This window comes from Photorhabdus cinerea (genome assembly GCF_011189575.1).
Taxonomy (GTDB): domain Bacteria; phylum Pseudomonadota; class Gammaproteobacteria; order Enterobacterales; family Enterobacteriaceae; genus Photorhabdus; species Photorhabdus cinerea.
The window spans coordinates 23,848-49,656 of sequence record NZ_PUJW01000022.1 but is presented as its reverse complement, the minus strand read 5'-3'; the positions used below and the strand labels follow the sequence as shown (position 1 = coordinate 49,656).

Genomic DNA, 25,809 nt, shown 5'->3' with positions numbered 1-25,809 from the left:
GTCATATTCCGGTTAATAGCCGCATAATTAACAATTATGCAACGATAATTTTCCTAATAACGGAATAAATAGTTCATCTGATGAACGAGAACCGGAAAAAGATATTCCATTTTTGTTCCTGTTTTTTAGATAAGCGTCTTTGATTTGCGACAATTTTATTGGCTGACGCTGAATTCCATAACTAAAATAAAAATGGATCTATTGGATATATCTACTGACATGAGAGCTAAATCCTTGCTGTATTTTGTCCATTTGATATTAATATCTGATGTAAATTATTTCAGGAAAAACCAGATACTAGAAAGATGAATTCACTCTCCTGACTTTTAATTAACAATGGGTTTACTTTGATAACCATCTGCAAATCAGCCACCCTCCATCCCAACAAAAAACCATATTTATCATCAAGTTAATAGCATATTGAGGTATATCTTAACATGCAAAAATATAAACCAGCTTCATTACATATTATTTTATAATAATCAAATTATACAACTAATGTAAACGCTAATTATATTTAACACCGAGATGAAATAATTTCAGATTAAAACTAATTTTTATATATATTTTTTCGTAATAAAAAAATAATACAACCAATACATATGTCAGTTATTTTTAATACCATAAATAAATAGTTTTAAATTAAAAATAAATTATTTGTTTATTATTATTAGGAAATAAAATCACATAATTAATTACTTATTCAAATGTATCTTTAAATTCTATATAACAGCAAAATGAATGATGCTAATTTCAGCTTAAAGTCAAATTAGTTTGACATGGTTTATCCAATCATTACTTGATCCGTAAAATTAATATCGCTATTTATTCCAAATTTATTCTCAATAATGCTGTTGTTCACTGTTATTAAGCCACGGTCCCCAAAAGTGTATATACCCTTCATCTTTAAAATCGCTGCTTTATTGGCTGCGTTTACTTGCCGCCGCGCTGCGGCTTGAAATCTTTTGGGTATAAATATTAAATACAATAAAATTAGTCTAATATTCATAAATTCGAGTGTTTTTGTATATTTTTAAGTTAAATCTATTTTATTATTGATCGCCAATTAACTCGTAGGTGGTATTACACACAAGAATAATAAGAATCGGAGCGGCTTTGATAATGGGTCTCTGGGAAATGTGTGAAAACAGCTATTTTGTTGGCTGCACTCGCTCACCCCGGTCACCAGGGCCGGATCTCACATTTTTAATATGTTTATTATGGGTAAAAATAACTCTTCACATGCTCAATAAACACACAAAAGAGATATCAAAACCTATCAATAAAATCATATTGAATATGCGAAATTATCAATATCAGTGTGACGATTGATTTTTATACAAAGTAGAATCCCGCCCTGCCCCGGTCACAGAGTTATCTATGCTCCCGGGGATTCGCTCCCTTGCCGTCGCGCTGCAACTTGAAATCTATTGGGTATATACTCAAGATACTTCAAAGTGCATGTTTGAAAAACGACTATGTTGTTGAATTTAAATGTTTTTACGTCTGACGACTCAAGCATCTTGAAGTTCATTCGGTATATACCATAATTGTTAAACTTAATAGCAAGCGGGCATCAGAAGTCGCAAAAGCGGTAGTGAAAGTATTATACCTGTTGAAACAAAGGGTTAAAACCATCACATTCGATAACGGTTTGGAGTTCTCAGAGCATGCAATCATGAGTAAAAAATTAGAAACCCAAATTTATTTTGCTCACCCTTACTCGCCTTGGGAAAGAGGGATAAATGAGAATATCAATAGACTAATCAGACAATATTTTCCAAAAGGAACTTATTTTAATGAAGCCTCTGATCAGGAAATAAATTTTGTGGTAAACCGATTAAATCATCGTCCCCGAAAAACACGGGGAGGGAAAACACCGAATGAATTATTTAAAGGAATACGAACATGTTTACTTCCGGATTAACAATGTTGCACTTATTATGTGAATTCAAGACTTATAAATTATAACAATATAAATAATCATATTTTCCAACTAATAAAAAAAGCAACAAAACATAACAAAATGATTTTTAAGATTTTTATGATAATATTTTCCCACCAATGAAATATATCGTATTTTTTATTGTTATCATTTGCATTTTAATTCTTTTCATGCCATATATTAATTGCATAGATAAAAACGTTAATTATGTAAAATATATATAACGAGGTTACTATTTATGACTATAATAGATAACTACAATGTCATCCCTTTTCTAAGAAATGATCAATATCGAGCGAAAATTGCTTTCGTCTCACCCCAAAGTCGAAGAAATACCTTCGAATCAGAAACAGAATGTTTTTTGGGGGTCAGTTTAGAAAACCGTAACTTCCAACCTAACAGGTTTCATGCCTTGGTAAAATGGGCTTCCCGAAGATTTTCCACATGTAAAATCTTAATCGGTGACAGTATCCATAGAATTACTCTTGAAACGATGCAAGGCTTTTCTCAAGAAGAAGCTTTATCTCGTGCTATACAAATAGGTCAGAATTTTATGAAAGAAAATCAAAATATACTAGATACATTCAGTCATGCCACAAAGTTTGAATATATAACTTGTGCAAAAACCCAAAAAACATCCGATTATAAATTATTTAAGAAGATAATAACTGAATATTTCGAATCCTCCAAAAAATTTCGTTTTTCAGTAGAAGAGTTTGGTAAAAAATTTCATCGACATAAATGGGATACTCTCAATGAAGCTGAGAAATTATATAGAATAAAACAATCATCTGAATATTTCCTTGAGGAATTCGCAGTATTTGCATGCTTAGTAAAAAATGGAAACTCCGTCATGATCTATCCAGGAGCATTCAGTTCTTTGGCTGAAATAACTGATGGGAAGTTTCCTGGCTTTCTTCCAGAACTTGAGGCTCTTACAGTAGTCTCTATTAATCTCAAAAGGCGATAGATATGACTAATTCAAGCGATTTGAAACCCTGGAGTCTTAAACGAAGGGCTATCTACCAAGATGTGTATAATAAACGTGTTGATAATAGGCCAGTTAAAATTATCGCAAAACTACAAAAAGCGTATGTTGAGAATAATTCTCTTATTTTCGAATCGAGCAGTCAGCAGGATCAAGCGTTGAACGATGGTATATTTTTTTTAAAAATACCATTTTCGTTTCAACTTTCTGCTTGTGACATGTTCTCTAGGAATTTTTATAAAGGGGATAATATCATACCTTATGGGGAATTTAGAACAATTACTGCCGAAAGATTCGGAGATCCACTCCTTGGATTTCATACACGAACTAATCAGATCGAGCAATTCCTTCTAGAACATCGCTTTTGGAAAGGAAATTACCCACCAGAAATCGAACAGGCAGGTGAAGAGCTTACAACACTCGGGCATATCGTTCTTCGTTCTATTTTAAAGTTAACTAATATTCCAGAAATTGATTGGTCTATTGCAACAGGTGGTTGCTCAGATTCTCTCGGTTCGTATCATCTTACATTTAACCATTATCGACCACAGCTTGAAGGAATAGGTTTAGCATCTCATAAAGACGATGGTTTCATGACGATTCTACGCTCAACATCTCTAGGTCTTGAAATCAACCGCAACAATCAGTGGGAAGCAGTTAACCCTGACCCGGCATATTTTATTATCAACTTTGGCCTTTCAATGGAAGTTCTTACCCGGGATTCTGCTAAACCCATTAGAGCCATCATGCATCGTGTAAAGCATCAGACAATTGACCGTTCAAGCTTTGGTCACTTCACATCCAGTTTCTGTGAACCTGGTGCCGAAGCAGGCATTTACAGTTATTCTTCTCAAAAAGGATTACATCAAGTGTGCAATTCCCGGGATTTGATAAATGCCAACGATGAAGAAATCTATTTAGGGACACTACAACCAAGAGGATTAAACAATGACTCTTAGTGTTTTTGTACCAAGCAAAGCCAGAATTGATGAAAATCGTATTGTTTTCAGCTCAGGTAATATGGTGACTGCACTACGTGATGGCTGTTTAGCTTTACAGATTCCAGATGGATTCGATTTGGCTCCAGGTAAGAAACTGGCTCGGGAATTTTATCTTGATCCTATAACCCCTTCTAAGCCCTCAATAGGTTACCGAGGCTTTCGATACAGATCTAACATTTATTTTGATCGTGAGCATTTTCAAACAGAGCACATTCTTGCTGATGAGCTTCAACGCAAATCTACATTCCCGACTGATGTTAATTCTATGTGCGGAAAAATGCATGATCTCGCCAGAATAGTATTACAGGAGATTCTATCTGATATCGGTGTTGCTCCTCAGCTATGGAATAAAGTAACAGACTCAGCAACTAAAGGTGGGGGAATCAAATGGTTTGCAGTCAACCATTATCGCCCAAATCGACAAAAGCCAGGGGCACCGGCACATAAAGATACAGGATTCATTACAGTTTTATTCTGCGAGCAACCTGGCCTTGAAGCGCTGATCAACGATCAATGGATGTCCATAGAGCCTATAGAAGGATATTTTCTTATCAATTTTGGGGGAACACTTGAACTTCTTACAAAAAACCTACCAATAAAAGTTAATGCGGTCTTACACAGGGTAAAACAATGCGAATTCAATCCCAAGCTTGAAGACAGATATTCGTTTGCTGCATTTATAAACCCATCAGCTTCTTGTGATATTTTCCAAATCAGCGAGGATGGTCAGAAGGCAATCCCAATTACCTCTGTTGAAGAATTCCTTAAAAATTTTAATAAACAGACTTGGCAAGATAATTATTCAGATTTCGGCATAACGAAGAAGCAAATTAATACACTCTCAGAAAACAATAATAACCAGGGATAAGCACCACAAACAATACACGTAAGCTCAATATTCCAAACCTAAAAATAAAAAAATGGAGATACATTATGTTGAATCCAATTTCTCAAGCCCCATTTCCAGGCCTTATAGCACATCATCCAGGTACTGATATTCTGTCAGGACACGGAAATGCATTTCATACTGCTACGATTGAAAATGGTGAAGATGCCTCCTCCTATTTTGAAAAATCAGGTATAGCCGACTTAGCTGACGAAAATGGCGGATTATGTACCTTTTGGCTCGGAGATAATCTTGCTCTTTACCAGAATACTAACATTCCATTGGTAAATGATGATGAGCTTGAACCATCTATCAATATGAACGCTGACTTATTCGGATCTTTTATGGGTTCATTACACTCTGAAAACCCAATTCACCACCAAAAACGGGCTATTGTCGAACGTGCTCTTGGTAATGTCAGATTCATATCTGGTCTTGATATGCATATCCAAACAGCAGCAAATGATTACCTCATACAAATAAAAGATAAAAAATTACCGCTAGACAACTTTACTCTATATATGGTTGCTCATATAGATAGTGGCCTTCCTGGTATTCTTGATTTTAATGAAAAACCTTTAACATGTTATTTATCATCAAAAAAATATGGATATGCCGCACGAAACTTTTTTGATATCGCATCCGAAGTTATTAGTAAAGTCAATACCGATTCTATCAAGGACGCAGATCTTGTAGTTAATATGACGAGAGACATGCTTGAAGAGAATTTCGCTTCATTGTCGACAGCTCCTATATCTAATATGGTGAGAGCTCAGTTCACTCAGTGGAAACGTCCTTTTTCGTTAGAATCGATCCGCTCTTTAAGTACCTCAGAGCTAAAAGAAATAGGCACTATCATCATAGCTACCTACGACACCACAAGTTTAAGCCTTCTTTGGGCCTTAGCATATCTTGGAGATAACCCAATTGCTCAAGATCTTCTGAAGGTTTCAATCGACACCGAAGATAATCCAGTAGAGCTAGCGTCACTACTAGTTCTGGAAGCATTACGCCTAGGTGGTAGCAACCCAACTGCACTTTGGAGACGAGTCAGAAGACCGTTTGTCATTCACCACCAAGGTGCTGATATAACAATTCCCGCAAATACAATGCTTTGGTTGGATCGTCGTCGAGCAAATAGAGATGCTAATGTTTTTCCTTATCCCGATCAATTCGATATCAGAAACATCAAACACATAATGAAAGAAGAGAACGAGAAAACAACCTCTATACTTTCCAGAAGTCGCCATGAAATTAATTCCTTTAATATGGTGAATACCAATCTAAGCCCCAGAAAATGCCCTGGGCGTTTATTTTCTGTCAGAGAACAAGCATTGATACTTGTGGAGTTATTCCGGGGTTACAGCGTTTCAATAGTTGGCACCGACTTGACACTCGCATCCCATAGTTCAATGCCGCGCCCCACATCTCCTGGAATTATTCAAATCAGTCCAAGAGAATAACGAAATTACCATTACTAAACATAAATAGTGTAGAGGTAAAAAATGACTCACATACTACCGCCAGCAGAAATTATCGATAATAAATTGCACTTCTCTAATAAAGATGGTTTTAATCAAGCATGCCAATTTGGTGCTTTCTATTTGAAACATCCAGATAGATTGAATTTCAATGCAGGTATTACACTTGCGAAAAATTACTACCTAGAACCTAACGGTGAATTAACCGACGATTATCGAGGATATCGTACAAAAGATCTTAGGAAATCACTTCTCGGGTATTCCCAGACTGGTAATGATCAAGATGAACTGCTTCAAATAGAGTGCACACTTTGGCATGAATATCTTCCAGAAACAGTCTCTAACCTTCTCTGGGCTATTAATGATATTAGCCGAATAACACTTTCGGAATTATTCATTATGGCTGGAGTCTACCCCGATGATATCGATACTATAACAGGTGGAATGTATAAAAATAATGCGCTTCAATATTGTATATTTAACCACTTTAGGTCACATATCCAGTATCCTGTTGGCCTGACAGCTCATAAAGATAGTGGCTTCATTACCACTCTTTACACCACTGAGCCCGGTTTGGAATCTCTAGAAGGTGACAAATGGCTTCCTTTTGATCCACTGGATGGACATTTCACCGTAGTCATTGGTCATTCATTCGAAATTCTGATGTCCAAATCATCCCAACCAGTAACCGCTAGTTACCATCGTGTTCGGGGTATGAAAGCACGACAATCAAGCGAAGAAGATAGATTTACTTTTGGCACCTATATTGGACCGAGATGGGATCAAGATCTCTATCAATATGATAACAATGGCATTCTTACACCTATAGAATCATTTCTCGATTTTCAGAAGAGGAAAGCGGATGAAATGGCTTACGAATTTCATCCGAAAGTCGAGAATATTCACAAATAAAACAAAAGTTCTTTCAGCACACCTAAGGGCCATGATTATGAAAACATCATCAACAATGCGAACTCCGGTGAAACTACCATCAATGCCATCCGAGAGAGCGGTTACAAAAACTTATCAATCAGTAAACATGGCACGATCCCATCTAGAAGGGGATAATCTTATTTTTGCTGACAGAGACGGTTTTAACCGAGCCCTTCAGCATGGTTTTTTCCTCCTAAAAGTTCCATCATATATGGATTTTGAATACGGAGATCGATTTGCATACCACTTCTTTGAACCCGCCACAGCAGGTCACCTCCTTCCTTATACGGGATTCAAATCATGCACTTTTTCCAACGGTTACGAAGGTTATTTCGACAGAAAATATGATCAATGGGAAAATTTCTACATCGAGCAGAAAAACTGGAATCTAATTCCACCTGAGGTAGCTACACTGGGTCGCCAAATGGCACACGTAGGTATATGTATACTACACTCAGTATTAAATCATGTTGGTATTCCGCGTAGTGACTGGGAATTAGTTACAAGTGGCCTTTCAGAAGGTCAAGGGCACCAAATGTTAGCGTTTAATCACTTCCGATCAGATAAAGCAACCCGAGGCTCGAAGTTTCATCGGGATTCCGGATGGGTGACAGTCCTAAGATCAACTGAACGGGGCCTTTTGGCCTATATAGATGATGAGCTTTTAGCTATCGATCCTGTTCCAGACTACCTGATAATTAACTTTGGTAGTTCGATAGAAGTGCTGACAGAAAATTTAATGATGAATGTTCGTGCCAATGTACATGGTGTTGTTCGTACAGAACGGAATGGACAGCGCGATAGGATGTCATATGCGATGTTTTTAGACAGCAATCTGGCCGGTAATATCTACAAATATGGCCCCCAAGGCCCAATCAGAGTTCAATCTGTCGAAGAATTTGCTGTCCAGGAAGTTAGTCGGACATACGATGATAATGATGGTGCTTTGTAGATATTTTCCACACAATAAATCTGAGGCATTATAGTATGAATATAAATAATAGATATGAATGGGCATCCGCTAAACTACAAAATGGAAGACTTCTATTTGACACTACCGATGGATTTAACCGTGCAGTAAAAGATGGTTTTTTCTTTATTAAAGCACCAGATACGTTAAATCTATCTTCTGGAGACCTGTTTGCAACAAACTTCTACCTACCTAAAACCGGGAATTCATATGATGCATATCGGGATTTCAAAAGTTGGACTGCCGATAAACTTGCAGAGAGAGAAGGATATTTTCTACGCAATGCAGATCAAGTCGAACAATTTTTTTTAGAACATCAATTCTGGAAGAATGTATTCCCACTCTCTCTAGCTACTCAAGCAATTCAGATGAAAGAGTTCGGATTAGAGGTACTACGTGCTACCCTTTCTCAACTAGATATTCCTGCCAAATTGTGGGATAAAGCCACAGGAGGGTGCCTATCAGGGCTTGGTACTTACCATCTTACTTTCAATCACTTCCGTCCGACAATACGTTCACGAGGTCTCAATATACATAAAGATTCCGGTTGGGTAACAATATTACGCTCACTAGAGCCAGGCTTAGAAATACTAAGAGAAGGTGAATGGCTACCAATCATCCCTCGCCCTGATACTTTCATTGTAAACTTTGGTTGTGCAATGGAAATTTTAACTCGAAACGCCACAATACCTGTAGCAGCAGTGGCGCACCGTGTAGTTGAACAAAAACCGAGAGAACAGAGTGGTGTAGACAGGTTTTCCTACGCGCTTTTCATTGACAGTAGCCTTGATAAAAATGTCAGCGAAGGCTTATACTCTTATAAGTATGGCAAAGGCTTGGTCCTTGAAACAAGCTTTGAAGAATTTCTAAATAAAATTCTTCATAATACATATGAACAACATACTCAGGGGCTTTATTAGACCACTACAGCTTGCTCTCTATAGATATTAGGTGTGACAATTTATTTAACACCCAACTAATCAGATAGAGAGCATCAAATACCCAATCTCACAAAGTAATTTCTTGCTAGCTTTTTTGTCCGGTATACTAACTAACAATTTTATTACCCTCACTTTCCCTATCAGCTTTCGTAGTACCTAATACTTCCACTATCCTATCTAAACTGGCTTAACACGCCCTTCCCTCTGCGTTTTCACAATAGCTTTTCTGCATTACCGGTTCATCACGCTTTATCACAAGAAATATATAAAATAAACCTATATGCATACGGAGTTAAATTGATTTTATGAACAGAAAAACTCAATATCCATCACCTTTAGGACAGAATACAAACTATACGTTTTTATTTATCCTTTCAGTCACCATATTCCTCGTCGGTGCGACCGAATTCATGTTATCGTCTATGCTTACCCCTCTGGCAATAGCCTTTGAGACGACCACCGTCGGAGCATCCTGGCTAGTGTCTGGTTATGCATTTTCCTATGCTCTGGCAGCCCCCGTACTCGGATATTTTTCAGATCGAGTTAATCGGAGCAGATTACTTCTAGGTTCCTTATTGTTTTTTGCCGTAGATGGTCTTGCTATCATTTTTGCACCCACGCTTGAAATCGCAGTCGCACTGCGGATTTTTGGCGGTATAGCATCAGCGGTCATCATACCGACAGTATTTGCCTTGATCGCCGATATCGTTCCTTATAACTGCCAGGCTGGAGCAATGGGAGTCGTTATGCTTGGCATGACTTTCGGTATTGCATTTGGCCCAGCCTTAGCGGGAATACTTACTGACCTCATTAGTTGGCAAGCACCATTTTTATTTAGCTCGCTTGGCTGCACCGTCACATTTATCGCAGGGTTTTACTGTCTTCCGACGCACATTGCGTCAAAAGAGCTTATAAGCCGGCAATTAATCTGGTTTCGGCAATGGTCGATTGTCAGGCCACTCATTGCAAAAGGGGCCTGGAATGGTGCCGGTGTCTCTGCTTTTCTTCTGTCGGGAGAAGTTTTACGTCAACGGTACGGATTTGGCCCAACCGAAATCGGTTTGACTGTTATAGCCTTTGGCACCGGTCTGGGGATAGGGAATATCTCAGCTGGTGGGCTTCGCAAGCTTTGCGGTCGAGAAGAAGCGACTTTAGTCGTTGTCAGTCTGCTACTAACTGGTGTGATCTCAGTTTTTATGCTCGTTCCAATTACACTCTTCGGCTCATTGGGGTGTTTGATATTTTGGGGAATTGCGCTTGGTGCTGGAGCACCTTCAAGTACAGTGGTTTTGGTGACAAGAGCAAGTGCTAATAAAGGTATGGTTCTGGCCTTTGCAGAAACGTTCAATAATCTGGGCATTTTGAGCTTGGTACCATTAGCGATGATAGGACTGGCAAAGGGAGGTCCCCCCGCAGCCATGATTGTGTTATCGATAGGATTGGTTATCGGTATTTCATTGACAATATTAGATTTCTGGCTGACTCGTTCCAAAAGTTCAGCAAGCTCTTTGATATAAATGCTTTGCCCTCGGGCTTTATTTCCCCACCTAATATATTAGGCGGGGAATGTTATTGTGGCTTTAGCCAGTTTAAGTAGCATCAGCTTCTTAAACATAAAACCACCCGCTATGCGCTGAGGAATCCCCAGAAAATAGACAGACATAGCGTTGTGTGATCTACTGATTGTTCCACCAAGTCAATAAGGTCACTGCTATGCCTGCACGTAAAGTCTGTCATAACTTTTTCAAAGATTCCTTAGCGCCGTTTCATAAATATCGTCAGAATGCATTAATCGATGCCACCATAGCTTTGATTAATGGTGCTTCTCTTACGTTAACCAGTATTGGGCGTTTTTTTACCAGGACATGTTTACGTCAAACATAAAATTAAACGCGTTGACCGACTACTTGGTAATGAAGCACTCCATAGGGATATTCCTGATATTTTTCTGATAATGGGTCTCTGGGAAATGTCAAAAACAGCTATCCAATATTCCCTTCTCCCTCAATTATCAATTGATTAGTCACTACCAAGGCACATACCCCGTGGTAAATTATCCTTCCATATCCCCGATATCAATAATTACTGAACGGCAAGCCACGAAAATACTTTGGGAATTAAACAGTCAAAAGTCATTTTTGACGAGTTACGTTAGATAAACATAGCGTTGCACTTGATAATTCAATCCACCATGAATTAAACTGGATAATATATATCTGAACCTTTGTGAAAAAAATGACAATAACCACCATTATTATCTCCGTCATTGCTATAGGACTTATCGGCTGGGGGATCACAATTTATAACCGTCTGGTTGCCTTGAAAAAACAGACAGACAATACATTTGCCAATATCGATGTTATTTTAAAACAGCGTGCTGAACAGATCCCGCAGCTTATGACATTACTGGAAAAGTCCATGGAACATGAACGTGATATTTTCACTCGGTTAAGTGATGCACGACAGGGATATTTTAATGCCGATACCCTCACAGATAAAATCAAAGCTTCCAATGAAATGACCAACGCATTCCGCTCTGTACTCGCCATCGCCGAAAATTATCCGACACTGATTTCAGGTTCCCAGTTTTCACAGTTGCAAACAGCAGTGGCAGATCTAGAAAATAAAACTGCTCATCGTCGTGAAATGTTCAATGATGCAGTAACGGAGTATAATACGGCAATTTATCTATTTCCTGATCTGATTTTTGCCCGCATGTTCCATTATCAGGAACTACCCTTATTAGAAATCCGTCAGGAAGAAAAAGCCTATGACGGCATCAAGTTTAAATAAGTCAGATGATAAATCCTGTGATAGGTAATTTGAACCATGGCCTTTTTTATTTTTGCTTTCTCCTGCATATTAATCTATCTCATTTACTTCCTTTTAAAAGAAGTGGTGGGATTTAAACGCCTCCACTGGCTTTCCATTCCTTTATCCGCATTGATCGTTACCAGCACAGTTTGCTATTTCGATGATCCTTTTAAGTCATTTTTCTATATATTTTTTTGCACCTTTCTTTTTATCCTTGCCATAATGATCCCGATAATCATCATTTCATTCGGAAAAAGTGCCGCAAGACGTTACAAACAAGCCCGACAGTCTGGTGAATCCGCCAGCAAGGTAACCTGGAAAGTGATTTTAGGCTCGTCGGTTTTTGTCATTTTCTTAATTGCCTTTTTTGTTTCACCCTATGCCTTATTTGGTTTATTTGTCCTACTGTTTATATCTAGCCGACTGAAAACAACACCGAAAAATAACTTCCTTAAATTTCAACAGATTTTACCCACATCAAAAATCCGTTCAATCGCTATGGGTCTGGTGGAAATAGAAGGAAAAATAACAAATGGAAAACAATTCAAAAGTCCACTGAGTAAAAAGTTATGCTATGGTTATCGTTATTATGAATATGATGTCAGCAGGGATTCTGAAGGCAGCAAACGTTATTCTCTGCGCCATTCGGAAGAAAAAATCAGTCAGTTCACTTTAACCGATGATTCAGGATCAGTCCGTATTGAGGCAACACCAGAGACGCTGACATTTGTGAATTTTTCTCCTTATCAGAATTATGAAACCAATTCCATATCTTACCAAGAATACCTGTTATTTCCAGATGAAGAATATCTCATTATTGGTACAGCGGTTGAAAAAGACGATCAGGTTGTTATTACTCAGACCGCTCCTCATCAATTACTGGGGATTACTTCGACGAGATATTTAGAAACCTGGAATGAAGTTGCACCAATGCGCCGTAATCTTGCGATTACCGTCATTAGTGCAGCAATATTAATTGCCTTTATTCTGACTGTTCCCTATAAATATCACTCTCATCATTTAACGGTTTTTTATCGTGAATCTCCGTTATTGCAATGGTTATTTTAGAGATATAGTAATGGATAAATATATTCTCTCTTTTCTTATTCTAGCCATTATTCTGCTTGTCACGGTTCGTTATCTCCTGGGGATTTTTAATAAAATTGTTATGCTAAAAAAATACCGGGATAAAGCATTCGCTAATATTGATGTTTTACTGAAAAAGCAGGCTGATTTAATTCCACAGCTTATCACAATCGCGGAACAGGCAATGATCCATGAAAAATCATTCTTTCTGCAACTATCAGCAGTCAGGAAAAATTATCTCGGTACAAAAATAATCGATGAAAAAGTGAAGATAGGTAATGCATTAGAACATCAGTTGTCGTTATTGCTGATGCTGGCAGAGAATTATCCGACCCTAATCAGTCAACCGACTTTTCAACATTTGCAAGCGCAGATTACTCTGCTGGAAAATCAGATTGCAGACAGACGTGAATTCTTTAATAAAAGCGTTGCCCTTTACAATATGGGTATCAGGCAGTTTCCCAATATAATTTTTGCCCGGATATTAAGATATAAACCCAGTTCGATGCTGAAACCTATGCAAGGATAAAGTCCATGTTTACCATTCCATTTGATTTATTCGGATTTGTTGATGCTATCCGTAGTAACCACGGTATTTTAATAACCATTGCGATTTTTGGCCCTATAGGTATGATACTCTGCCTAAGTCCCTTTATCTATACGCGGGGAATTAGCCAGGTTATTCAAACACTGGCTATCAGTTTATTAACCTCTGTCTTTATCAATTTACTCTGTGTCGTTGTTATCTATTTAACCTTCACAGAAGATATTATCCGCCTGTTTTGGAGCCTAGTTGTTGTCCAGACAGCCTGTCTGTCTTTTTGGTTTATCAATAAAAAAGCGGTGCTTAAACTGGCTGGACAGTTTGGAGCCATACGTCAGCGACATCCGGAAACCGAAACTAAAACTGAAACTGAAAAGAAAAGCAAGGTGAAGAAAAAGAAGAAAAAGCGGAAAAAATAAATTTATATTTATTTAATCACAGTACGGTTTCAATCAGCAAAATATATTATATTAAATAGGTTGGTGTTATTTTCATATAATAGTTTGGTTTTCTTGGGGGGAATTTAGGGGGAATATTAAAATAAATATCTTGTAATATTTTCCCTACCCTTTAGATTTATGGTTATCATTTTTCACAGCTTTTACCAACGGATATCCATAAGGAGAGCAATAACAAATCTCATCGAGAGAAACGTGTAAAATTATCGGTCACTCCGTTCCCTCAGTTCAACGTCAAACTCGTCAAATATTGCAGTCAATCCTGCTTTAATTTATACCCAATCAGGTATATTCAATGAACGGGAGATTCAATAGCATACTCAATAACAACCTATTACACGGTTATCCTTTAAGTATGCTATCTACTTTTACGACAACTTTTTTACTTACTTATAGCGAAATTAATCAGGCAAATTTTCCTTTTCCCATCACGGTATCCATCCACGCTGTTGTAATGACAGCTTTCGCCTTACTACCCAGACTCTCAATAAAACCATTATCACCGGCTGTCGGAGCAAAACCGCTCATTGCCTGAATTAATGAATCAACCGCATTATCAGAAAGGGCCGTGAATTCACGCTGCCCTGAAGAGTCTTTATTCTCCATATGAATCACCATCTTGGCACGATTACCATTAAAGTAATCATTAAAGGTGACTGAACCCACCGATTCAAAGAGTCCTCGGGCCGTTTTATCCTGAGTACGACGGTTCACTGATAACACTAAATCGTATCCACTGCGCTGGAACCATAGGTTTTGCCAATCAATTCCGTTAAAGGCAATCATATCTTCTGCATTGATATCATCAACCTGACTGTCAATCACCTTACCGCTGACCACAAAGCTGTCTACGCCTGCCCCACCCTGGAAGCGGTTCTGATACCCCCCCAGAACCAGTAGATCTTGACCATCACCACCGTCAAACTGGCTGAATTTCGAAATGGTGGCTGCTATCAGATGATCATCACCTCCTCCACCATTGATCACCGCATGGTAGCCCATCAGTTTAATGACATCGTCACCCATGTTGCCATCAATTCGGTTGCCATTACCAAATACTCTGGCAAAGTCATTGCCTTTACCTAGCTCAACCCGGTTGTTATTGCCGATGGTCACCGTATAGTCCTGATCTTCACCAGTATCCACCCGGTTATAGTTACCGGAGGTGACGACATAGTCCTGTCCGTTACCGGCATCAATAAAACCACCTTCACCAAAGACAAAGGATTGATCATTACCTTCGCCCATAAAGACCTGGTTAATGCGCCCGGCGACCACGGCGGTATCATCACCCTTACCGCCAAACATCCAGTTTTCACGTCCCATCAGGACGCCAAGATCATTACCTTCACCACCGGTAAAGATGTTGGAGGTGCCGATTGAGTAATAAACATCATCACCACGACCTCCCCAGAAGTTGTTGTTATCGCCCAGATAAGCACCGAGATCTTTACCGTCACCGCCCCAGTTGAAGTTATAGTTCCCCAACGAGACATGGATATCGCTATCCCCTTGCAGATGACCGCTGTTACGCAAGAAATCAAACGTTTTCTGCTCTATATTAAGTAGATCTGCGGTTAGATTCTCTTTCAGATTGGTCACTAATGACTGCATCTCTTGTTGTTTGTCTTTGCTGAATATCGTCGTGAACAAGTTAGGTAAGTTCAGCGAGTTAAAGCCAAGTGCATGCTCTGGTTGGTTATTAGTCTGAAGATTCCCACTGTTGATAGCAGCCGGCACACTCTTTTCCCGATTTTCATCAGGCGCTTTCTCTTTCAACCCATGGCTGACAAAAAATGATTCAACACTATCTGCACTCATATCGGCGTTCTGTTTCAAATTATCAATCAATTTATCTGGATCAGTGAAAGCACGTAGTTGATCACCACCAAACTTGTTAATAACTTCCAGCATCTCTTGCAAAATAGCCTTACCATCAACGGGTTCGCCAGTACGGGAAACAATTTGTCCCTCCGGGGTGTAATCCACAGCAAAAATATCCGCTAAAGTGGTATCTGCATTCACGCTGGCTAACCGACCAAGCAGTTTGTTCTTAAGCTGACGCGGTAAGTCTTGTGGCGTGTAGGTAAATGTTGTCCTTGCCATACCCGTTGTCGAGGATTGCTGAGTCATTAAACCAAACAGTGAACCCAAGTTGGTATCCAGAATCGATTGAATATGGTCACCGAACATAAAGTTCCAGCTACCTGTTGTGACCTGAATATCCGCTCCCTGACCACCTACCGCAAAATTGAAGGCTAATTTTTCATTGGCCTGACGGAATTTACCCGCACGGCTTATTTTGCCCGTTTCAGTATTGTTGCCGTTGCTACTTAACCATTGGTGGTATTTCTTATTCAATGCTGCTTCCGTGTCACTTTTCAAACCACGGCTACTGCGTTCATGCTGCGAATCCAGATCAACTAACGTTTTGTAGTCAACACTGCTGGTTTGGTCTAAACCAGATATGTCTTGCACAAATTTCTTCGCACCAGATAGCGTCCACTGCCGCTCTTGCGCCGTCAACCAGTTTCCCTCTTCGCCGGAACGAGCGATAGACTTCAGTACACCAGTAATACGAACCGCACCATCAAATGGATTAACTAACGGTGGCGTAGGGATGGATTTATCCATCATGACAATCAGGTCATTACTGCGTCCCCTGTTAAAGCTGACGTTACGATTACCAATAAACATCTGCGCCCCTTCAAGTGCTTGATAGCCGCCAAGATTAACGCTGTGCTTACTGTCACCATCACCGATGTGCACCATCACATTGTTATCACCGAAGGCCAGCGATTTAAAACCGCCGGTACCCACTTTGATACCCACGTTTGATGTTCCCCAGTTGACCGCAGTAAACTCACCGTCACCCACATTTACCTGTATATTACCGGTGTAACTCAGCGGCTTATCCGATTGAGGGTTGGAACTGATCTCTATTCTGTTTTTGCGCTTCCCTGGCGCGGTGAAAATATGATGATTATCCGCAATTGCCCCTTTGGTGACTGAATCAGCGTCTGTGTACCCCACCCTAGCGAGGTTGATATCGCTTTCAGCCACACCACGACGCAATTTTTCTGTCGTCGTCATCAGTTCACCCTGTTCATTCCAGCGCAATACCAGTTTGTTATCATCCAATTTGTTAACCCACTGATTATTTTTATCGCGGGTAAATTTACGGCCCGTTGCATCAACGGCCACTTCACTACGACGCGCTGAAACATCACTACGGATGCCCTGTTTATCTAAGGCGGTAATAAAACGATAGGCAAAGCCATTCCGCTTATCATCACTAATTAGTGAACAACCCACAATGCTGATACGATCAGGTTTACCTGCCGGCTCAAAGTTCTGACTGAACTGTTTCAGTTTTATTGCCAATTCATCGGCACTGTGACCACTTAAGCGCATGTTATTGTGCTCCGATTCATCACGGCCATGACCGACAATCTGCCAACGTAACTTACCTGATAAGCTGTCAGGATCACCGTAAATGACATGATATTTGCCGTCAGAATCGAGTTTAACAACCACGCTGGAATCCGGGTGTTTACCCGCCAGATTGAGTGCTGCCTTTTCTACAATCGGGTCATTTTCCATCTGAATGATGAGCTGACTATCAAAGCGCGTCTTATGATCACCACTCTTTTGCAGCGAGTTCTTTACCGTATCCCGATTTTTATGTTGATAATCGGAGACTAACTCTGATGTTTTATTTTTGCCCGATAACGCCTGCAATGCTTCCACCGAAGAGCTGCCCTGTTCTCTCTCTGGAGTATTTTCTCGATAAAGATGCTGAGTTTTCTCAAAAGCACTATCTAATGCCTGATTTATCCACGGTTTTCCTTTACCTCCAGCAATATCCATCAGGTCCATATAACTGGCCGTATAATTTTGCAGTACCTGCTTGCGCTCATCACCGGTCTCCTGCAACGCTTTGTAGACTACCAAACTCTCATTAACGGAATGACCTCCATCAAATACCAAGAACACCAAAGTATTAAGGTATGCCTGCTCTTGCGAGAAAGTGGGATCTTGACTAGCAATATAGTTATTGAGATGAACCATGATATTGGTTGATCCAGAGGCTCCCGTCACCACGGAATGCCCTTGTGCCAGAGCATTACGCTCAAGCGTTGTTTCCTGTCCAGGTGTCAGCACTCTGCCCGCTGCAACCTTTCTGCCATATAGGAAATCTTCATATTGATCACCGGATGGCTGGTAGGGCAGTGCAATGCCATAATCATTAGTTTGCTGTTCAGATAACTTCACTTTGTAGGTAACATCAGCCATATTCGTTAACTTACTACTGGTGGAGCGCGCCTTATAGATCTCATCCCGATAGAAAATATCCGCTTCTGCCTTCCATTGAGATAAATGTAACCCCATACCATCAGTGTTCGACATTTTTACCGCCAGAAACGGAATTTTGATCATTTCAAAGCCGTTATCTACCTTGGTCATCATGATCTTAAAATTATCAAAGGTCGGTTTTTGCAGGAATGTGGTCAGTTCAGGCACCCGACTGAACCAAGGACGAATATCCTTTTTAATTTTTTCGGCAAAAGCTTGCATCTTGATAGCAATCTGTCCGTCACCTACGGTTGAGCCAGAAATACTTTGCATATACAACTCAAACTCCTGCACCAAAAACTGACCTATCCGTCTGGAGGTGGCTATCACCTCCGGTGACGCAGTTTTCACCAACGTATGGGCCAATTCAGAATCAAAACGACGGCCAAATAAGTTGTCAATATATTGGGTAGTCGATTTTTCTCTGTGAGCGTCAGCTTGTAATGACAATACCAAACCATGTAATTCAGGGTATGACTGTAATTGGCTGGCAGCATCATGAAATAACCGGATGGTTTCTTGAGATGTGACTTGCCCGGTGAGCCAGAGCTCCCTGGCGCGTTCAATCAAAGGCCCCGCTTCCGGGATATTCGCGGCTTCCAATCGGCTCATGAAAACAATGAGGCTTTCACTTTCGGTCTTAGGTGCCTCCCGTTCAGCAGTCGAGTTCTTTCGAGTTAAAGGTGTAATTTTCCATTTAACAAGTTGATTGATTTCGTCTTGGGTGACACTACCTTGCAAACCGACAATACGTCCGGTTCCATCAAATATGACTCGTTGATTAAGTTGTTCAGCATGTTGAGGCTCTACCGTGATCCCAAGGACACCGACGGATTCGGCGCGCTGGGCCTGCAAATGCTCCATCATCCGGCCCATCCTAAAACGTATTAAGTTCACTTGACTGATACGCAGAGCAAATTCCTTTGGGTTACGCTGTTGCCAATGAGAAAGTGCCTGTTCAAACTGCATCACATGCTCTTCATCAAAATGGCTCATCGTTTTATAGAAAATATCCCGCACAGCCGTCAGCGCTTTACTCAGTTGCCTTTTCCGCCCTAATGTTCGTACATGAGGGTTGATAAATAGCTTATTTCCCTCTTTCAATAAATTAAATTTTGCATTGTCAAATATAGCGGAATTATGCTGCTCCACCTTAAGATCATCCCCCAACGATGCCAGATTAATACCTGAGATCTTTTGAGGTTTTCTGACAAACTCACCTGATGTGTTCGAAGTTGGCATCACCATGTTGTCAGATTGCACTTTGGCAAATTTTGAAGTCGTTAAAACGCTGGTATTTTCTGCGCGAATACCGGCATTTATCTGTAGTCGATCAACCGCTTGTTTAGCATCAGCCAACCTTTGTAGCTCTTCTTCGGTCAATCCCTTGTAGAATTTTTTTTCAGCTTCCGGTATTAATTCGGGATCAATATAACTACTTGTTTCCCCTGCTCCTGTCGATTCGTAGGCTTTGCCAGACAAACCACTACCTCCGGCACCGGTACGATCAGGTCTGGAATCACTCTGTTTTGCCCCTTTAGCATCTGCCTGTACTTGAGCAATCTTACTTGCAGCCGCAGCAATATCACGTTTACCCCGATATTCTGCCTTCTGATAGGCGATATTTGCGTCATTTTCCGCGTCTTTGGCTTGCTGTTGTTGCAATAACGCCTCTATTTTCCTTAATTCCGCCTTTTCCTGAGCCTCTGCAATATCTTGTTTTACACTGGTACGATGCTGCTCACTTTGTGCTACCCCAATCTCTGATTTCGTAACCGCTTCTTTTATTTGTTGTTGGTTATCCGTAATAAGCTGTTGAGCATTAGCTAATTTTTTCTGGGTAATAAATTTGGTGTCATTCAACTCATCCTGGACATGGTTCAAGAATCTGGTAGCAAACTGATTGCGCCACGGGTTACCTGATTGGCCTCTATAATTGGCATAGTTATCAAGTACATCCAAACCTTGCGTCATGGAAATCAGTTTGTCAGTCTCCGCCTGTGCTTCTGCTTCTATCGCATTACGCTGTATCAGCCCACTTTGGTTAAGCGCTGCCTGATCCATTAATTCTAATTGGGATTGCGATTTTGCAATGGCTGCCAGTTGTTTCTCTTTTTCCTGTTCCAGTAGTTGGCGATCTTTTTCCGCTTTTTCTTTATCGCTTAACGCATTTTGCACCGCTTTATCTTGTTTCACATGTTCGGTAACAACATTGGTTTCTCGTGGATTCTCAGATTTCGCAATAATGTTATCCACAATATAGCCTATGCCATCATTCAAACCGGTTCCTTTAAACTCAATTCGATTACTGCCTGCCTTTGCTATCAGCTCTAGTGTTTTATTTTGCCATCCCGCGGCGTCCCCAAAAGTCGAGAATACAAGTTTGCCGTTCCAGAAAATATCCATACCATTGTCGGCTGAATACGCATCGGGACGATTGGCAAAATCAAAACTCAGCGAAATCACTTCTCCTTCGCATAAATTTTGCAGGTCTTGGTAAATAGTAGTGTTTCCATCAACATCAAGTTCACAGACTCGTTCGCCATAACCGGTATTATTCGGGCCATCAGCATTCACTGGGCTATATGCCGCAATATCATTTTGCCAATCCAACTTACTTTGCTTAAAGTCATCATTGACAATCAGTGACGTCTCAGATTTCACAACGATATTGTCTAAGATGTAACTAAATCCATCATCCTGGCCTGTACCTTTAAATTCAATCCGATTAGTACCCGCTTCTGCCATTAAATCGAGTTTTTGGGTGTGCCATATAGTTCGCTGCCCAGAAACTGAGAATACAGGCTTACCATTCCACAACACAGTCATTCCGTTGTTATTCAGATCATTGCCCATCATTTCTGAATGACTCACAAAATCAAAAGTCAGTGAAATCACTTCGCCTTCAGACAAATTTTGTAATTCCTGCCAAATTACGGTGTTTTTATCAACATCAAATTTACTGACTCGTTCATCATCACCAGTATTATCAAGACCATAAGCACTCGCCGGGCTATATGCCTCTATATCATTGGTTGATTGCCAACCCAACTCACCCTGTTCAAAGTCACCATTGACGATCAGATTTTCATTCTGATCTGATATAGATCGTGTTTTTCGATTCAAAGCACTTTCTATTGAACTCACATCAGGCGTCTCCACGGCTGTTACAGTCCCATTGAGACGATGGTTTAAATCTGAACTTACCGGCGCAATTTCATCCATCTGAAAGCCATCAATAGCAGAAACTTCCGCTAAATTAATCGCGCCTCTGCCTTTATGTGTCCCAGACGTGTTAACTTCATCACCCTGAACCAGATAGTTGATTGCCTGACTGCCCCCCACACCCAATGCCGTTTGTTTGATATTCTCAAAAAGGGAAGGGAGTTTATTGCTTTCTGCCACAGAAAAACTGTAAAAATCACCGTTACCGATCTTAACCGCTACGTTATTACGTGCATAAGAGGCATTAATACCCAGACCATCTCCAACATGGATATTGGCATTACCTTTGCCTTTCATAACTGCAATATTAAGGCCATCCCCAACTTTGGTATTGACGTTATATTTCCCCCACGCCACGTTAACCGAAACACCATTACCTACATGGGTGTTAATGTTAGCGTCACCATGAGCAGCGGTTACATTTAAGCCATTGCCTACTGTCGTGGTAACGTTAGCTTTCCCTTTTGCCGCCGTCACCTGCATACCGTCGCCCACTTTGGTGACGATATTGCCTTCACTCCATAAGGCGTTAAAACTGTCGCCCTTACCTACCTGAGTAACAATATTAGCCTTGCCTTTAGCCAGCACCACATTGCGGCCTTCTCCCACTTTAGTGATCACGTTGGCTTCGCCCCAAGCTCCAGTGTAATCATCACCATTACCGACATGAGTAATGATATTAGCAGCACCCTGAACGACCGTGACTTCCTGCTTATCTCCCACTTTGGTAATAATGTTTGCTTTACCTTTCGCGAAGTTGTAACGGTCGCCATTTCCCACTTGTGTCAGGATATTAGCCTCTCCCCAGACAGCATTAATCCCAGTGCCATCTCCAACTTTGGTAATAATATTGGCTTTACCTTTGGCAAACCCCACCGTCGTCCCCTTTCCAACATGGGTCATCACGTTACCCACATCGGAAACAAGCAGGCCAACTGTCGTACCATTCCCCACTTTGGTCAGAATATTGCCCTTGCCAAGCAGTACGCCAGCAGTTGTTGCGTCGCCGACATGCGTAATGATATTCGCTTTCGCCGCAGCAACGATTCCCATAAAATCATCACCCACTTTAGTGACAATATTCGCTTCACCCAGCGCTAAGACACCGGTTAAACCATTACCTGCATGGGTCATGATGTTGGCTTTGCCAAACATTGCCGCCAGTGTTGTCCCTTCACCGACTTTGGTCATCACGTTCAGTTCACCGGCGAACAAGCCAATACTGGTACCATTACCCACATGCGAATAGATATTGGCTTTACCCATCATTAAGGCGGCAGTCATGTCATTACCAACTTTAGTCAGCATATTGGCACCTCCGATCATGGCAGCAAAGGTATTGCCATCACCCACATGAGTAAACACATTGGCTTTGCCAATCATCACTGACAGAGTTATGCCGTTACCCACTTTGGTCGCGATATTGCCTTTTGCCAGCATCAGGGCAACACTTGTGCCATCCCCAATATGGGTGAACACGTTGCCAGCCGCTATCATCAGTGCCAGCGCATTACCATCACCCACTTTGGTAAAGATGTTTACTGCACCGCCCATCAACGCCCACGCATCACCCTTGCCAACATGGGTAAAGAGGTTGCCCACGCCAACCATGGCGGCGATAGATGCCCCATCCCCGACTTTGGTGAAGATATTGCCTGCCGCTGCCATTACGCCCAATGTCAAGCCACCACCAACATGGGTAAATACGTTGCCAATGCCGAACAAGATGCCGGTCGTGTCACCCTGTCCGACTTTGGTCAAGATATTTGCACCACCTAGCATAATGCCCGTTGTATTACCGTCACCAACATGTGTGAGAACGTTTGTACCACCAACCATTATCGCCAGTGCATTACCTTTCCCTTTTTTAGTCAGGATATTGGCTCCGCCCAACGCTATTGCTGTGGTGTTCGACGTTTCAGTCTCATCACTGAGATGCGTGATAATGTTGGCACCGCCGAGCATACCGGAAACCAGATCACCCGCGCCGAGCTTAGTCAGTACGTTAGCGCCGCCCAAAAATACTGAGGAAATATTGCCTTTTCCTGCCTGGGTGATAACGTTAAAACCGCCCACCCCGGACCAATCCGCGCTACCATCACCTATTTGGGTATGAGTGTTGTATCCCCCCAACATCAGTACTCGGCTGTTACCGTTGCCTTTGTGAATTGAAATATTGCCATAAGCCAGAAGATGAGCCAGATATCGCCCATCCCCGACCCGCACGAGAACATTTGCTGCACCACCAGCGTCAATATCCATTTCTCCATTCTGGCTTTGGTGAACAAGCACATTTCCTAAGCCAGCACCACGGAATGTCAGATCACCCTCTTCACCACTTTTTACGATCACGTTGGCGGCACCAGCGCCTTCAAAATGCGTATTACCAAATGTTGAATTGTGCAGAATAATGTTAGCCGCACCCGCTCCGGTGAAATTAATATTACCGTGCGTCACATTGGATATAATAATGTTTCCACCACCTACACCGTTGAAATAAATATCACCAGCACTATTACCACCAGTTCTTGATAATTTGATAAGATCTTGCTCAGAATAACCTTCAAGATTAGTCAAAGAATCAGTGACATCGTGTTTTACATTTAGATCATAATGAAGCTGACTTAAGGTATAGCCAGCACCTATTGATTTGTAGCCATGAGGATAGGAAAACGTTTCATTTACTAAACGATCTGTATGGTTACCCTTTTTATACCAAGCTCTCGCAATATATTTCAGCTTTCCTGTTTCAGGATCATTTTTCAGCTTAACCGCAACCACTTTGGTATAGGGTTCCAGAAATGCCGCATATACATAAGTATTCGGTTGAACGTTCGATTTAACAGCGGAAACATCGACTTTAAAACCATCTGAACCAATTGCATATCCGCCCATTTTGGCATCATTCAGTGTGACATCTTCTGCTTTAACATTCATACCACCAGCATAAGTCACCCATTTATCTGTTAATAATGCTTCCTCAACACTCTGTATCGTGGTTTTTTGTCGATATATAAGGTTAATATTAGAGAGAGTGATAGCCCCTTCGTATTTAATCGGAAAAAATCCGTTGTTTACAGAGATATTTTCCGCTGCCAAGTTCTTAAGATGGTGACCTTTCTTATACCAAGAAGTGGAGTAATAACGGAGCTCACCGGTATCAGGATTATTCTGAAGCCGCACAGCAACAACTTTGGTATTAACTTCATCAGCAAATGCAAAAAGATAAGTATCTGGCTCTATGGTGGATTTAATCGCTGTAACTTGCTGAGATTGCTCAATCCAGCGCCCCTCCACTGTTGCCGATGTCATGATAATATCTTTAGCCTGAGCAAATTCTATTTCATTTTTCACACCGGTTCGGGTAATTTCGTTATAAGCCCCTGCACCAGTAAAATGGATATTACCCTGAGCAACATCAGAATAGAGTTTGTTATAACCCCCCGCACCTTCAAAAGTAATATTACCCTGTGTCTGTTCATACACATCTTCACTATGGCGTATACGCTCAATTCGGTTTGATGCCCCCGCTCCATTTAAGGTAATGTTGCCTTCTCTGCCTTTACGCACAATATGATTATCAGCGCCAATACCATTCAAAGTTATATCACCACTTTCTACTCGCGAATCGATACTATTTGCAGCACCGGCGCCATTAAATGTCACATCCCCTTGAGTGCCTTGATAATGGTTAAACCAGGTACGGTCAATTTCGTTAGCAGCTCCTGCGCCGACAAAATAGACATTTCCCTGATCAGTTTCATGCCATAACTGATTATATCCACCAGCACCTTTAAAACTGGTATCACCAGATAAACCTTTACGAGCCAATTTGTTATAACCAGCAACACCCGAATAATATAAATTTCCCGTTTCACCTATGTGATCAATAAAAGCCGCACCGGCTGCCCCGGCAAATGACAGGCCGCCATTTCCCGTTTTACGAATACCGGTATAACCTGAAGCTCCTTTTACCGAAAGTTCACCATTCGTATGGTATACATCGACCTTTAATGAACCAACAATAACATCATCATCTCCGCCATAAGCATAAACTTCACCACCAACACCAATAGCAGTAATACTGTTGCCGTTATTATCGTCGTAATATTTCCCAGTAAAGAAGTACTCTGTACTTCTATTTGATGATTTCCCCATCAATTAGTCCTTTAATTTATCGT

At 40.8% G+C, this 25,809-nt stretch carries 13 protein-coding genes and 2 pseudogenes; 14 read left to right on the top strand and 1 reads right to left on the bottom strand.

Annotation, left to right across the window (positions count from 1 at the left end):
• Window positions 1–1,534: 1,534 nt before the first annotated feature.
• From C5469_RS18040 to C5469_RS17975, 14 genes and pseudogenes are all read left to right on the top strand, one after another.
• A pseudogene (locus C5469_RS18040) lies at window positions 1,535–1,927 on the top strand (IS30 family transposase); the annotation flags it as partial.
• A 256-nt stretch (window positions 1,928–2,183) separates the two neighbouring features.
• A complete protein-coding gene (locus tag C5469_RS18035) occupies window positions 2,184–2,915 on the top strand; it encodes a tRNA-dependent cyclodipeptide synthase (protein WP_166309591.1) in 732 nt (243 codons plus the stop codon).
• A gap of 2 nt (window positions 2,916–2,917) precedes the next feature.
• Complete coding sequence (locus C5469_RS18030) at window positions 2,918–3,892, top strand: 2OG-Fe(II) oxygenase family protein (protein WP_166309588.1); 975 nt, start codon at window positions 2,918–2,920, stop codon at window positions 3,890–3,892.
• A complete protein-coding gene (locus C5469_RS18025; RefSeq protein ID WP_166309586.1) occupies window positions 3,882–4,802 on the top strand; it encodes an isopenicillin N synthase family oxygenase in 921 nt (306 codons plus the stop codon). The genes C5469_RS18030 and C5469_RS18025 overlap by 11 nt, the downstream gene beginning before the upstream one ends.
• Window positions 4,803–4,867: 65 nt before the next feature.
• Window positions 4,868–6,283, top strand: a complete 1,416-nt coding sequence (locus tag C5469_RS18020) for a cytochrome P450 (protein WP_166309584.1) — start codon at window positions 4,868–4,870, stop codon at window positions 6,281–6,283.
• A gap of 42 nt (window positions 6,284–6,325) precedes the next feature.
• The gene (locus C5469_RS18015) at window positions 6,326–7,213 is read left to right on the top strand and encodes a 2OG-Fe(II) oxygenase family protein (protein ID WP_166309582.1); all 888 of its coding nucleotides are present in this window, start codon (window positions 6,326–6,328) and stop codon (window positions 7,211–7,213) included.
• 127 nt (window positions 7,214–7,340) lie between these two features.
• Window positions 7,341–8,186 carry a 2OG-Fe(II) oxygenase family protein gene (locus C5469_RS18010; protein ID WP_242689521.1) on the top strand — a complete coding sequence of 282 codons (846 nt, stop codon included), beginning with the start codon at window positions 7,341–7,343 and terminating at the stop codon, window positions 8,184–8,186.
• Window positions 8,187–8,221: 35 nt separating this feature from the next.
• Window positions 8,222–9,124 (top strand): isopenicillin N synthase family oxygenase, encoded by a 903-nt coding sequence (locus C5469_RS18005; RefSeq protein ID WP_166309580.1) that lies wholly within the window; start codon window positions 8,222–8,224, stop codon window positions 9,122–9,124.
• 326 nt (window positions 9,125–9,450) lie between these two features.
• Window positions 9,451–10,662: an MFS transporter gene (locus C5469_RS18000; protein ID WP_166309578.1), complete on the top strand. Its 1,212-nt coding sequence runs from the start codon at window positions 9,451–9,453 to the stop codon at window positions 10,660–10,662.
• A gap of 196 nt (window positions 10,663–10,858) precedes the next feature.
• Window positions 10,859–11,093 (top strand): annotated as a pseudogene (locus tag C5469_RS17995) (IS4 family transposase); the annotation flags it as partial.
• A 287-nt stretch (window positions 11,094–11,380) separates the two neighbouring features.
• Window positions 11,381–11,938 (top strand): LemA family protein, encoded by a 558-nt coding sequence (locus C5469_RS17990; protein ID WP_166309576.1) that lies wholly within the window; start codon window positions 11,381–11,383, stop codon window positions 11,936–11,938.
• 36 nt (window positions 11,939–11,974) lie between these two features.
• Entirely contained in the window at window positions 11,975–13,027 is a 1,053-nt protein-coding gene (locus tag C5469_RS17985; protein WP_166309574.1) for a hypothetical protein, read from the top strand.
• A 10-nt stretch (window positions 13,028–13,037) separates the two neighbouring features.
• Entirely contained in the window at window positions 13,038–13,574 is a 537-nt protein-coding gene (locus tag C5469_RS17980; RefSeq protein ID WP_054476758.1) for a LemA family protein, read from the top strand.
• A 5-nt stretch (window positions 13,575–13,579) separates the two neighbouring features.
• Window positions 13,580–14,008: a hypothetical protein gene (locus C5469_RS17975; RefSeq protein WP_166309572.1), complete on the top strand. Its 429-nt coding sequence runs from the start codon at window positions 13,580–13,582 to the stop codon at window positions 14,006–14,008.
• Between the two features lie 444 nt (window positions 14,009–14,452).
• Here the strand turns inward: C5469_RS17975 and rtxA are convergent, their stop codons facing one another.
• A complete protein-coding gene (gene rtxA / locus C5469_RS17970; protein ID WP_166309570.1) occupies window positions 14,453–25,786 on the bottom strand; it encodes an MARTX multifunctional-autoprocessing repeats-in-toxin holotoxin RtxA in 11,334 nt (3,777 codons plus the stop codon).
• Between the last annotated feature and the right edge of the window lie 23 nt (window positions 25,787–25,809).